The sequence below is a fragment of the Streptomyces sp. MMS24-W38 genome, assembly GCF_059889265.1.
This window is the reverse complement of sequence record NZ_JCBCPP010000001.1, coordinates 506,659-519,229: the sequence shown is the minus strand read 5'-3', so window position 1 is coordinate 519,229 and position 12,571 is coordinate 506,659. Positions and strand designations below refer to the sequence as shown.

The following is a 12,571-nucleotide window of genomic DNA, read 5'->3' as shown; positions in this document are numbered from 1 at the left end:
GCATTAGAATGACGGAATGGTGCGCACCCCCCTCACCCCCGAAGAACGCGAACGCGGCGAGCGGCTCGGCCGGCTGCTGCGTGAGGCGCGCGGCGACCGGAGCATGGCGCGGGTCGCGGCGAGCGCGGGCATCTCCCCGGAGACCCTCCGGAAGATCGAGACCGGGCGGGCCCCCACCCCGGCGTTCTTCACGGTGGCCGCCCTCGCCCGCGCGCTCGACCTGTCGATGGACGAGCTGGTGAACCGCTGCGCCCCGGCCGTACCGCCCGTCGTACCGCCTGCCGTGCCCTCCGTCCCGCCCTCCGTCCCGCCGCCCGTCCCGCCGTCGGTCGCTGCCTGAGCCCGGGACCGGGCCCGGGGCAGGGTCTGGAACCGGGCCCGGGACGGGGACTCACCCACCGGAGTGCGAATCATGATCGACCCCGCGGGTTGACGACGATGGTCTTGGCAAGGCCGCCCGAGAGGCTTACGTTCGTCCCTCTACAACCGTTTCTACGGGCGTAGAGGCGCTGACGTCGCGTCGAAGGAGTAGCTCATGGCACACGTCGTACGAGCCGCCCTGGTCCAGGCCACCTGGACCGGCGACACGGAGTCCATGGTGGCGAAACACGAGGAGCACGCCCGCGAGGCGGCCCGGCAGGGTGCGAAGATCATCGGGTTCCAGGAGGTCTTCAACGCCCCCTACTTCTGCCAGGTCCAGGATGCCGAGCACTACCGCTGGGCCGAACCCGTGCCCGACGGGCCGACCGTCCACCGGATGCGGGAACTGGCCCGCGAGACCGGCATGGTGATCGTCGTGCCGGTGTTCGAGGTCGAGCAGTCGGGGTTCTACTACAACACCGCGGTCGTGGTCGACGCCGACGGCACCGTCCTCGGCAAGTACCGCAAGCACCACATCCCCCAGGTCAAGGGGTTCTGGGAGAAGTTCTACTTCAAGCCCGGAAACCTCGGCTGGCCCGTCTTCGACACCGCCGTCGGCAAGGTCGGCGTCTACATCTGCTACGACCGCCACTTCCCGGAGGGCTGGCGACAACTCGGGCTGAACGGAGCCCAGTTGGTCTACAACCCGTCGGCCACGCACCGCGGCCTCTCGTCCTACCTCTGGCAGCTGGAACAGCCGGCCGCGGCCGTCGCCAACGAGTACTTCGTCGCCGCGATCAACCGGGTGGGCCAGGAGGAGTACGGGGACAACGACTTCTACGGAACCTCGTACTTCGTCGACCCCCGTGGCCAGTTCGTCGGCGACGTCGCCAGCGACAGCAAGGAGGAACTCGTGGTCCGGGACCTCGACTTCGACCTCATCGAGGACGTACGGCAGCAGTGGGCGTTCTACCGCGACCGCCGCCCCGACGCCTACGAGGGACTGGTGCGGCCGTGACCGACGACCTGCTGGGCCGCCACCGCTCCGTGCTCCCCGACTGGCTCGCCCTCTACTACGAGGAGCCCATCGAGATCACCCACGGCGAGGGCCGCCACGTCTGGGACTCCGCGGGCAACCGGTACCTCGACTTCTTCGGCGGCATCCTCACCACCATGACCGCCCACGCCCTGCCCGAGGTGACGAAGGCGGTCGCCGAGCAGGCCGGGCGGATCATCCACTCCTCCACCCTCTACCTCGACCGACAGATGGTCGAACTCGCAGAACGTGTGGCCCAGTTGAGTGGCATCCCGGACGCCCGGGTCTTCTTCACCACCTCCGGCACCGAGGCGAACGACACCGCCCTGCTGCTCGCCACCACCTACCGGCGCGGCAACTCGGTCCTGGCGATGCGCAACAGCTACCACGGCCGCTCCTTCAGCGCGGTCGGCGTCACCGGCAACCGCGGCTGGTCCCCGACCTCGCTGTCCCCGCTGCAGACCCTGTACGTGCACGGCGGTGTGCGCACCCGAGGCCCGTACGCGTCGCTCGGCGACGACGACTTCATCGCGGCCTGCGTCGACGACCTCAAGGACCTGCTCGGCCACACCCGCCCGCCCGCGGCACTGATCGCCGAACCGATCCAGGGCGTCGGCGGCTTCACCTCACCACCCGACGGGCTGTACGCGGCGTTCCGCGAGGTGCTGAACGCACACGGCATCCTGTGGATCTCCGACGAGGTGCAGACCGGATGGGGCCGCACCGGCGACCACTTCTGGGGCTGGCAGGCCCACGCCCGAAGTGGCCCACCCGACATCGTGACCTTCGCCAAGGGCATCGGCAACGGCATGTCCATCGGCGGTGTCATCGCCCGCGCCGAGATCATGAACTGCCTGGACGCCAACAGCATTTCGACGTTCGGCGGCACCCAGGTCACCATGGCGGCCGGCCTGGCCAACCTCACCTACCTGCTGGAGCACGACCTCCAGGGCAACGCCCGGCGGGTCGGCGGCATGCTCCTCGAACGCCTGCGGGCCGTCGCCGCCCAGGTGCCCGCGGTACGGGAGGTGCGCGGGCGCGGGCTGATGATCGGCATCGAGCTGACGAAACCGGGCACCGACGAGGCCGACCCGCAGGCCGCCTCCGCCGTACTGGAGGCCGCCCGCCGGGGCGGACTGCTCATCGGCAAGGGCGGCGGCCACAACACCAGCGCCCTGCGCATCGCCCCACCGCTGTCCCTCAGCGTGGCGGAGGCCGAGGAGGGAGCCGCGATCCTCGAACACGCGCTGCGGAGCGCACTGTAGCGGCCCGAAGGGCCGGGCCCGGTCGGGGGTCGCGCGAGAACCGCGCGACCCCCGACCGGCGACCCGCACCTCTCCACCACAATCCAGCGGAGGGTCAACGCATGAGCCGTACCGTCATCCGTGGTGGCCTCGTCATCACCGCCTCCGACGAGATCCACGCCGACGTCCTGATCGAGGGCGGCCGCATCGCCGCCCTCGCCGCCTCCGGCACCCCGGCCGCCGCCGCGTTCACCGACGGCCGGGTCATCGACGCCACCGGCAAGTACGTCATCCCGGGCGGCGTCGACGCCCACACCCACATGGAGCTGCCGTTCGGCGGCACCTTCGCCTCCGACACCTTCGAGACCGGCACCCGGGCCGCCGCCTGGGGCGGCACCACCACCGTCGTCGACTTCGCGGTGCAGAGCGTCGGCCGCTCCCTGCGCGAAGGGCTGGACGCCTGGCACGCCAAGGCCGAGGGCAACTGCGCCGTCGACTACGGCTTCCACATGATCGTCTCCGACGTGAATCCGAAGACACTGAAGGAAATGGACCTTCTGGTGGAAGAGGGGATCACGTCGTTCAAGGGTTTCATTTGGCCGCGTGACCAGGGGTTTTCTAGCGGAGTAGGCCGTGTGCCGTGCGAGATGGCGGCGTGAGGGGGCGGGTGGGCCGGGGCGTGGTCCCGGCCTGTGTCAGTGGTGGCGTGGTCGGCGGGTATGAGGGGATGGCTGGGAAATGACTCGGACTCTGATTACCGGTGGTCTTGTGATCACGGCCGCGGACGAGGTGCACGCGGATGTGCTGATCGAGCACGGCCGGCTGGTGGCGTTGGCGGCGCCGGGGACGCAGGAGTGGACGGCTGACCGTGTTATCGACGCGTCGCAGAAGTACGTGATCCCGGGTGGGGTCGACGCGCACACGCATATGGAGCTGCCGTTCGGTGGGACGTTCGCTTCGGACACGTTCGAGACGGGGACGCGGGCGGCGGCGTGGGGCGGGACGACGACGATCGTTGATTTCGCGGTGCAGTCGAAGGGCCATTCGCTGCAGGCCGGCCTGAATGCCTGGCTGGAGAAGGCGGACGGGAAGTGCGCGATCGACTACGCGTTCCACATGATCATGTCGGACGTGAACGAGGCGACGCTCAAGGAGATGCCGAAGCTCATCGAGCATGGCATTTCCTCGTTCAAATTGTTTATGGCCTATCCGGGGGTCTTTTATTCGGATGACGGCCAGATCCTGCGGGCGATGCAGGTTGCTGGTGACACGGCCGGTCTGATCATGATGCACGCGGAGAACGGCATCGCGATCGACGCCCTGGTGGAGCAGGCCCTGGCCCGCGGCGAGACCGATCCGCGCCATCACGGGGAGGTCCGCAAGACGCTCCTTGAGGCGGAGGCGACCCACCGGGCGATCCAGCTCGCCCGGGTGGCCGGCGCGCCGCTCTACGTCGTCCACGTCTCGGCCCAGGAGGCGGTGGCGCAGCTGGCGGCGGCGAGGGACATGGGGCTGCCGGTGTTCGGCGAGACCTGCCCGCAGTACCTGTTCCTGTCGACGGACAATCTGGCGGAGCCGGACTTCGAGGGCGCCAAGTACGTGTGCTCGACGCCGCTGAGGCCGAAGGAGCATCAGGCGGCGCTGTGGCGGGGTCTGCGGACGAACGACCTCCAGGTGGTGTCGACGGATCACTGCCCGTTCTGCTTCGTGGGCCAGAAGGAGCTGGGCCGGGGCGACTTCTCGAAGATCCCCAATGGCCTGCCTGGCGTCGAGAACCGGATGGACCTGCTGCACCAGGCTGTCGTCGAAGGGCACATCTCACGCCGCCGCTGGATCGAGATCGCCTGCGCGACCCCGGCCCGGATGTTCGGCCTCTACCCGCAGAAGGGCACGATCGCGCCGGGCGCCGACGCCGACGTGGTGATCTACGACCCGCACGTCACCCAGACACTCTCGGCCGAGACTCACCACATGAACGTCGACTATTCGGCGTACGAGGGGAAGACGGTGACCGGCCAGGTCGAGACCGTGCTCTCGCGGGGTGAGGTCGTCATCGACCAGCGCAAGTACGTCGGTCACGCCGGCCACGGCACGTTCGTCCCGCGCTCCACCTGCCAGTACCTGGGCTGACCCCCAGGACCTCCCCGCACCGATTTGAACTGGAGGTCCCGCGTTGGACTTCGGACTCGTCCTGCAGACCGACCCGCCGGCGTCGCAGGTCGTCGGGCTGATGCGCCGGGCGGAGCGCAACGGCTTCCGCTACGGCTGGACCTTCGACTCGGCCGTGCTGTGGCAGGAGCCCTTCGTCATCTACAGCCGGATCCTGGAACACACCACGAAGCTGCACGTGGGTCCGATGGTGACGAACCCCGGCACCCGCACCTGGGAGGTCACGGCCTCCACCTTCGCCACCCTCAACGACATGTACGGCAACCGGACCGTCTGCGGCATCGGCCGCGGCGACTCCGCGATGCGTGTCGCCGGCCGCAAGCCCAACACCCTGGCCCGGCTCGGCGAGGCCATCGAGGTCATCCGCGACCTCGCCGAGGGCCGGGAGGCGCTGGTCGACGGCAACCCGGTCCGCATCCCGTGGATCCAGAACGGCAAGCTGCCGGTCTGGATGGCCGCGTACGGCCCGAAGGCGCTGGCGCTCGCCGGCCAGAAGGCCGACGGCTTCATCCTCCAGCTCGCCGACCCCTTCCTCACCGAATGGATGGTCAAGGCGGTACGGAAGGCGGCCCAGGACGCCGGCCGGGACCCCGACGCCCTCACGATCTGCGTCGCCGCGCCCGCATATGTCACGGCCGACGACTCGCCCGATGCCCTGGCGCACGCCCGGGACCAGTGCCGGTGGTTCGGCGGCATGGTCGGCAACCACGTCGCCGACCTCGTCGCCAAGTACGGCGAGCACTCCGCCATGGTCCCCGACGAGCTCACCACGTACATCAAGGACCGCCACGGCTACGACTACAGCCACCACGGCCGCGCCGACAACCCGTCCACCGACTTCATCCCGGACGAGATCGTCGACCGCTTCTGCCTCCTCGGCCCCACCGAGGCCCACATCGACAAGCTCCGGCACCTCAAGGACCTGGGCGTCGACCAGTTCGCCGTCTACGACATGCACGACAACCGCGAAGCCACCATCGACGCCTACGGCACCGACATCATCCCCGCCCTTCGCTGACGAGGTTGTTCGGTCCGGGCACCGATGCAGCTGAACGGCGGCCATCCACCTGTTCCCGATGACGCACCACGTGGAGTGCGTTGCCATCCTTGAACCGGCGGCTAAGGGCTCCTGACCTGCGGTTTTACCCGTGCGCATTATGTGCGGTGTGGGCGTTACGGGCGATATCTTGACGCTGAAATGACGCTCGTGACGCTCATTTGGCGCTCGTTCTGATGGGGTGTCAGGTAACTTGAGTGCAGACCGGGGGCACCGCTCCGATCGCATGTCTTGGAAGGAGTCAGCGAGCCCTGCGACCTGCTGTGGTGGGCGGTAGCGATGCTCTGACCAGCATGGATGATCTTTCGGGCGTTTCATGCTCATGCCGGTCGATCCAGCCGGGAGTCCCAGAGAATTCCCAGGAGACTCCCGTGCTCGGGGTGCCCGGGGAACGCACTTTCGTCTTTGCGCCGCTGCTGGTCCACGTGGTGATCCCGTGATGGCGCAGCTGGATGTGCGCCGAGAAGACTGTCGGGATGGGGGGCGAACCGCGTGGCTACGCCACCGATGAGCTGGTGGGTGTCCTCTTCGTCTACAAGGTGGCCGAAACCTTACTCCCGGTGTTGGTGCGCGCCGGTGCCGAGGGGTGAACTGTGGACCGAACCTTTGTGGCGCGGGGTCCCGAGTGGCCAGGGTGACTACGGATATCACCGAAGAGGGTCTCATTTCGGCCGGTCGCCCTTATGATCACGGAAACACACGGTAGGGGGCCGTGCGGTACATGGGGGAGGCGCCATGTGGTCGGACAACGAGACGGATCTGGACCTGCTCGGTTTCGACTTCCTCGTGGACGAGATGGTCGTCGCGCTCACCCAGCCGCGGCTGCTACCGCTGACGATGGGCGTCCTCGGTGGTTGGGGGTCCGGCAAGAGCAGCCTATTGAAGATCGTTTCAGCAGAGCTGGCGGACCTTTCGGACAACGAGGCAGGGCACTTTGTCGTCGTTTCGTTCAGTCCGTGGCAGTACGAGGGGTACGAGGACGTCAAGGCCGCTCTGACGGAGGCGGTCCTGGCACGCCTCCAGCAGGAGGTCGACGCAGATGGCCCACAGGCCGAGCAGGTTGGGCGTCTCAGGCGCATGGCCACGAGCTTGCGCCGACCAGTACGGAGGCTGGTCGGCGCGGCTCTGCCCGTCGGTGCCGCGATGGCCGCCGGCGCTGTGGATCCTGGCCTGGCGGAGACAGCATCCATGATGGCTCAGGGCATGGTCGGCTCGACGGAAGCATCCCAGGACTCCGCCGCGGAGAGTTCCGATAAGGAACCTGAGCCCATAGCGGCGGGCGCGTTTCGGCAGCAGTTCGCTGACCTGATGGAATCCTTGCACAAGGTCCGGGCCGTGATCGTGTTGATCGACGACTTGGACCGGTGCCTGCCCCCTACCGTCGTGGACACCTTCGAAGCGATTCGACTCTTCCTGAACGTTGACAAGAGCGCGTTCGTCATCGCTGCCCACGCCGAGGTCGTTCAGGCCGCCATCAACCAGCGCTACCCGGGACTGGGACGTTCCGGGACATCCGGACTGGGGGCGGAGTACCTGGAGAAGATGCTCCAGGTCGAGATCAACATTCCGGCGCTCTCCGCGCCGGAGGCCGAAACCTACATGCACCTCCTCCTGTCCGAACTGCACCTCCCCCAGGATCAGTTCACGGCGGTGAAGGAGGCGGTCGACCAGCGTCGGCGCGGCAGCGCGCTCGGAGTCGCCTTGAACGTCGGCATGGCCTCGGACACCCTGGGGGCCGACATGCCGCAGGAGCTGTACCGGGACATGATGTGGGCCGCTGCCGTCGCGCCGGTGCTCGGCAGCGGGCTGAGGGGCAACCCCCGCCAGATCAAACGGTTTCTGAACACCCTCAAAATGCGCCTGGCCAGCGCCGAGCGGCGCGGTACGACGTTGGACGCGGCGGTCCTGGCCAAGCTCATGGTGCTGGAGACGCAGTACCTGAGCGATTTCCAGAAACTTTTCGACTGGCAGTCCGCCGGGCCGGTGAGGGACGGGGGGAACTGGCTCTCCGCAGCCGAACAGCACGCTCGAGGCTCAGGGGGAGCCGACGAGCCCGAGCCCGCCACGAACGAGGCACCCGAGGCTCCTTCCGCTCCCGGGTCCCGTGGTGGTACGCGAGGCACGGTCCGTCGCCCGGCGGGCCAGGAAGCGGCCACCGCAAGCGGGCCGGACGAGGAGGTGCGTACCTGGGCCGAGCAGTCTCACATCGACGCCTGGCTCAGGATGGAGCCAGCGCTGGGAGGGGTAGATCTCGGTCCGTACTTCACCTTCGCACGGGCCAAACTGACCCTCGGCGCCACCACCACGCTCCTGCCGGCACACATCCAGGAGCTGCTCGGGCACCTTCAGTCCGACGTGGTTTCGCGGCGTCGGGTAGCGGTGCGGCAGGTGGCGGAGAGTGTGGCTTCGGCGGATCTTCCGATGCTTGTGGACCACCTTCTGCAGGCGGTCGAGCGCGATCCCGCCGGTGCGGCCACGGATGGTGCGGCGGAACTGTGTGAGCGGATCCCCGGCATCGCACCGGGCGTGTGCGATCGGCTCAGAGTCATTCCGTTGGAGATTCTCCGGCCGAAACTCACCACCCTGGTCCGTCGACTCCCGGCGGCCGACCCCGCCGTCAGGGCACTCTTGAACGGGTGGGAGGCCAGCGCGTCTGGGGAGTTCGTCAGGGCGGCCCGCCAGGCACGAGGACGGCACTGAATGGGAACCTCCACGGACCGTACAAGTGGCTCCGGCGGGGCCTGGACGCCTCTGAAGCACGCCGCCACCGCGTACACCCGCGACATCAGCAGTGGCTCAGCGCCCCGAAGCCGAGCTGCAGTGGTCCTGGCTCGTCACGTGCCGGTCCTGGGTGGGGCGTCTGCCGCTGCGGCCGGCGCTGCGGCCGGCCGCAGCGCGGCACAGCGGCTGGGCGGTCTACTGGCAGGGGTGGCCTCGGGAGGCTTGGGTGAGGCGCTGCGCCAGGCGTCCCTGGGCGACCTGGTCGGACGGGATCGATTCGAGGTCGTCGACGAACTGGTGACACAGCTGGCCGGGGCCGGCGGCGACCTGGACGGACAAGCGGCCCGGGACGCGGTCTGCGATGTGCTGGACGAGCTGTTCGGCGACGCCGATACCTGGGAGGAGCTGGAGAACGAGGCCACCAGCCGCAACGACGTGGAGCGGCTGCTTGAACTGTTCTTGACGCACTACATCTACAACCGAGTGCCGGTGGTGGCGGAACGGCTGGGTACGATCGCCGACCCGGAGGCGGCGCGCCGCGCGGACCGGCAGATGCGCCAGATCATCGAGGACTGTGTGGCCATCAGACTGCCCAAGAACGCGTTGAGCATGGACTGGTCGAGGCCGGAGGGCCGCGCCGTCGTCGAGGGCGCGTTGGAGCTGGCCTACCAAGCGTTGGAGATACTGGCATGACGCAGTTCACGGTGCGCACCTCGAAGTTCGAGGATCCCGACCGGCCGAGCGGAATCCTGCTCGACTTTATGCCCGGCTCGCCCGGCGCCACGGTGCAGGCCGGTCGAGGATTCTTCCGGTCCTTCACACCCACCCGGCAGGCGGCAGATCTGATGGTCATGGCGTTCGGCGCCTATGTCGCGGACCGGGTGAGCGAGCGCAGCCGGACCGAGGACGCGTGGACACGGGACCTCGCCCTCGGATTTCCGGTTCACGACGCTGCCGGTTGGCCAATCGAAACCGGACAGGACATGCTGCGCTTCCTGACCGGCGACCGATGGACCCTGCATCCGCGCCCCCAACACGCCCCGACATTAAAGCGGGACTCGGACGGCCAGGGCCAGATCGCTGCAGATGGTGTGTGCCTGTTCTCGGGCGGTCTTGACTCCCTATGCGGCGTGATCGACCTGTTGGAGGAAGTTCCCGAACAGCGCCTGTGCCTGCTCTCGCACTACGAAGGCGGGCAGACCTCCGCGGCCCAGCACCGACTGTTCCGCCGACTGCAGGCTCACTACGGGCAGCGAGTCATTTCGCTGCGCCTGTTCCTGCGGCCCGGACCCGTCCATCCGGTCCAGGCCAGGCCCCTGCCGCCCGGTCGCGAGACCACCACGCGTTCACGATCCCTGATGTTCCTGTGCACCGCCCTCGCGGTCGCCTCCTCCATCGGCCCGAACGTCCCGGTCTACTTGCCCGAGAACGGCTACATCGGCGTCAACGTGCCCTTGACCCGAGCACGGTGCGGCAGCTTCAGCACCCGTACCACCCATCCGCACTACCTGGCACTCCTCGAACAGGCCAAGCAAGCGATCGGGGTGCCCAACCCCCTCGTCAACCCCTACCGGCTGAGGACGAAGGGCGAGATGCTCACCGGCAACCGCAACCGGGCCCTCCTGGGCGAACTCGCTCCCGGGAGTATCTCCTGCTCCCACCCCGAGGTTGCCCGCTACGCCAAGCGGGCCCAGGGCAACTGCGGCTACTGCTTCCCCTGCCTGATCCGCCGGGCATCGATGGCCAGAGCCGGCTGGGACCGGGCCGAGCACTACGCCTGGGACGCGCTCACCGACCCCGAACTGCTCGCGCCTGACTCCGGACGCAGTGCCGACCTGCGTGCCGTGCTGGCCGGCACCCGTGAAGGGCGTCCCACCACCGACATCCTGCGTAACGGGCCCCTGCCTCGCGGCGAGCGCCGGGCATACGTCGACCTGTGGAGCCGGGGCAGTACCGAGGTCCGAACCTGGATCACAGCCGGCGCTCAGGGGCAGCTCGCACAGCTACTGGAACACACCTCGTGAATCGCCTGCTGGACACCCACTGCCATCTGACGGGATACAAGGACCCCGCCGATGTCCTGCGTGAAGCCGCCGATGCCTCGGTCGACATTGTGGCCGTCACCGAGGACCCCGGAGAGTACCGGCTGACGCGCACCCGGCTCGGCCGACGTCCGGGCGTCCATACCGCGCTGGGCATGCACCCGCTCCGGGCCCACAGCTTCAACCCTGCTGACCTGGCCCGGTTCCTGCGCATGCTGCCCGAGGCCCCCTGGATCGGCGAGATCGGCCTGGATTACTCACCCGCCGGACGCAGCACGCGCCGCGCCCAGCTCAAAATCTTCGAGGCCATCCTGGCCGATCCCCGCGCCCTCTCGGTGCCCATGACGGTCCACAGCCGCGGCGCTGAGAAGGATACCCTCACTCGCCTCGCACAGAGCGGTGCCACCGCTGCGATTCTGCATTGGTACACCGGCCCTCGAAATTTGGTGGACGACGCCCTGGCGGCCGGACTGTGGTTCTCCATCAACCCTGCCATGTGCCAATCGGCCAAGGCCCGCCCGCTGATCGACGTACTCCCCGTCGACCGCGTCCTGCTGGAGACCGACGGCCCGTTCGCCAGACACCGAGGGCGACCGGCCCGCCCCGCAGACCTGCCCGCCGTCATCGCCCACCTTGCTGCGCGATGGGCTCTCGCCCCCGAAGACATCGTCCGCCAATTCCAGGCCAACCGGATGCAGCTCCTGAAGGGTCGTGAAGGCCAGTAGGTTCGGGGGGTGAAGCGGAAAGACAGCGTCCAGTTCTTTCCTGTCAATGGCCGGTTCGTTCTCCCTAGAGTCACTTCCTTCGTCACGCGTGCCAGCGCTGTATCTCATGCTCACTGAGTGGAAGTCGAGACGGTGGCGGTTCAGGGAATTGCCAGGCACCTCGTGAACAAGTAGACCGGCCGAACGAATACAGCTGCCGAAGAGTCAGTTCCCACAGAGATCTTAAGCAGGACGTGATCCTGGACGCCACCGCAGGGGAGAGGCAGCGATCAACGGCAGTACACGCCGTGCGTCCGATTCATCAAGCCTAAATGCGCACGGGTATGCGAGTTAAGCGCGTTGGCTGGCGGCGGCAGAGTTGGGGGGATGGCGCTGTTTTCTGGGCATTTGAGTTTTATAGAGCAGGCGTTTAGAAGGCGCTCGGCCTGTCGAAGTCCGCACCCCGCCTGAGCTGCACTTTCGCACTGACGGCGCTTCAGTAAAGCTGGGGGACACATGGGGGGAACCGCCCCTGTCCGGCGGACCGGGGGGACAGCGTGGGCCCATGGGGCAACGCGACGCCGTCCACGCCATCTTCACACGGCTGAGGGTCGTTGCGGAAACAATCCTTCCCTTTCTCGGCGTTGGTGCCCTGTGAGCCGAGGAGGGGAAGGTGTCGGGCCTGAAGCTGTTCCACACGACCAGTAGCGGCGTGGCTGAGGTCGCGCCGCGTCTTGCTGAGGCAGAGACCGATGTGCAGCGCCTGGTCGAGGCGAACATGGAGGCGCTGCTGGGCGAGCGAGTACAGCACCGGGCCGGTCCACGGGGGCCGGATCGGTTCGCTCGGGCTGGACAAGAACGGTTCGCCGGTCATCGTCCAGTACAGTGCGGTTCTGTGTCCAGCGACTGTTGTTGCTCGACGAGGCCGACCTCAAGAGGTGGCGCCTCACCCACCAGCACCCCGACCTGAAGGACCTCTTCCAGGCCGAGGCCGCTCGCGACGGGCCAAGAGGTCGAAGCATGCGTGGTCCACCGACGCCTTCGAGGAGCTGAAGAAGAAGCACGCCAACCTTCAGGAGCACTGCCGGTCCGTCGAAGCCCGGCTCCAGATCTCGCGACAGCCCTGCAACTGCTCTCGCTGGAACGTGCGGCATTGGCCGACCGAGGCGCTGAAACTCCAAAGGTCCGCACATGGCTCGCCACCACATGCCATGAAGAGACCCGCAGTCGTCATACTG

At 67.8% G+C, this 12,571-nt stretch carries 9 protein-coding genes and 2 pseudogenes; all 11 read left to right on the top strand.

What is annotated here, in order from left to right; genetic code table 11:
• Window positions 1-16 precede the first annotated feature (16 nt).
• Window positions 17-340 carry a helix-turn-helix domain-containing protein gene (locus AC6F7H_RS01340; protein WP_500754666.1) on the top strand — a complete coding sequence of 108 codons (324 nt, stop codon included), beginning with the start codon at window positions 17-19 and terminating at the stop codon, window positions 338-340.
• 195 nt (window positions 341-535) lie between these two features.
• Complete coding sequence (locus AC6F7H_RS01335; RefSeq protein ID WP_500754665.1) at window positions 536-1,378, top strand: nitrilase-related carbon-nitrogen hydrolase; 843 nt, start codon at window positions 536-538, stop codon at window positions 1,376-1,378.
• Complete coding sequence (locus tag AC6F7H_RS01330; protein ID WP_500754664.1) at window positions 1,375-2,661, top strand: aspartate aminotransferase family protein; 1,287 nt, start codon at window positions 1,375-1,377, stop codon at window positions 2,659-2,661. Before AC6F7H_RS01335 ends, AC6F7H_RS01330 begins: the two co-directional genes overlap by 4 nt.
• Window positions 2,662-2,762: 101 nt before the next feature.
• A pseudogene (locus AC6F7H_RS01325) lies at window positions 2,763-3,236 on the top strand (amidohydrolase family protein); the annotation flags it as partial.
• 142 nt (window positions 3,237-3,378) lie between these two features.
• Complete coding sequence (hydA, locus tag AC6F7H_RS01320) at window positions 3,379-4,770, top strand: dihydropyrimidinase (protein WP_500754663.1); 1,392 nt, start codon at window positions 3,379-3,381, stop codon at window positions 4,768-4,770.
• A gap of 43 nt (window positions 4,771-4,813) precedes the next feature.
• Entirely contained in the window at window positions 4,814-5,827 is a 1,014-nt protein-coding gene (locus AC6F7H_RS01315; protein WP_500754662.1) for a TIGR03842 family LLM class F420-dependent oxidoreductase, read from the top strand.
• A gap of 774 nt (window positions 5,828-6,601) precedes the next feature.
• Window positions 6,602-8,566: a KAP family P-loop NTPase fold protein gene (locus AC6F7H_RS01310; RefSeq protein WP_500754661.1), complete on the top strand. Its 1,965-nt coding sequence runs from the start codon at window positions 6,602-6,604 to the stop codon at window positions 8,564-8,566.
• A complete protein-coding gene (locus AC6F7H_RS01305; protein WP_500754659.1) occupies window positions 8,567-9,280 on the top strand; it encodes a Qat anti-phage system associated protein QatB in 714 nt (237 codons plus the stop codon).
• Entirely contained in the window at window positions 9,277-10,611 is a 1,335-nt protein-coding gene (gene qatC, locus AC6F7H_RS01300) for a Qat anti-phage system QueC-like protein QatC (RefSeq protein WP_500754657.1), read from the top strand. The genes AC6F7H_RS01305 and qatC overlap by 4 nt, the downstream gene beginning before the upstream one ends.
• Complete coding sequence (locus AC6F7H_RS01295) at window positions 10,608-11,354, top strand: TatD family hydrolase (RefSeq protein ID WP_500754655.1); 747 nt, start codon at window positions 10,608-10,610, stop codon at window positions 11,352-11,354. Before qatC ends, AC6F7H_RS01295 begins: the two co-directional genes overlap by 4 nt.
• A gap of 652 nt (window positions 11,355-12,006) precedes the next feature.
• Window positions 12,007-12,217 (top strand): annotated as a pseudogene (locus AC6F7H_RS01290) (DUF5655 domain-containing protein); the annotation flags it as partial.
• Window positions 12,218-12,571: the final 354 nt, after the last annotated feature.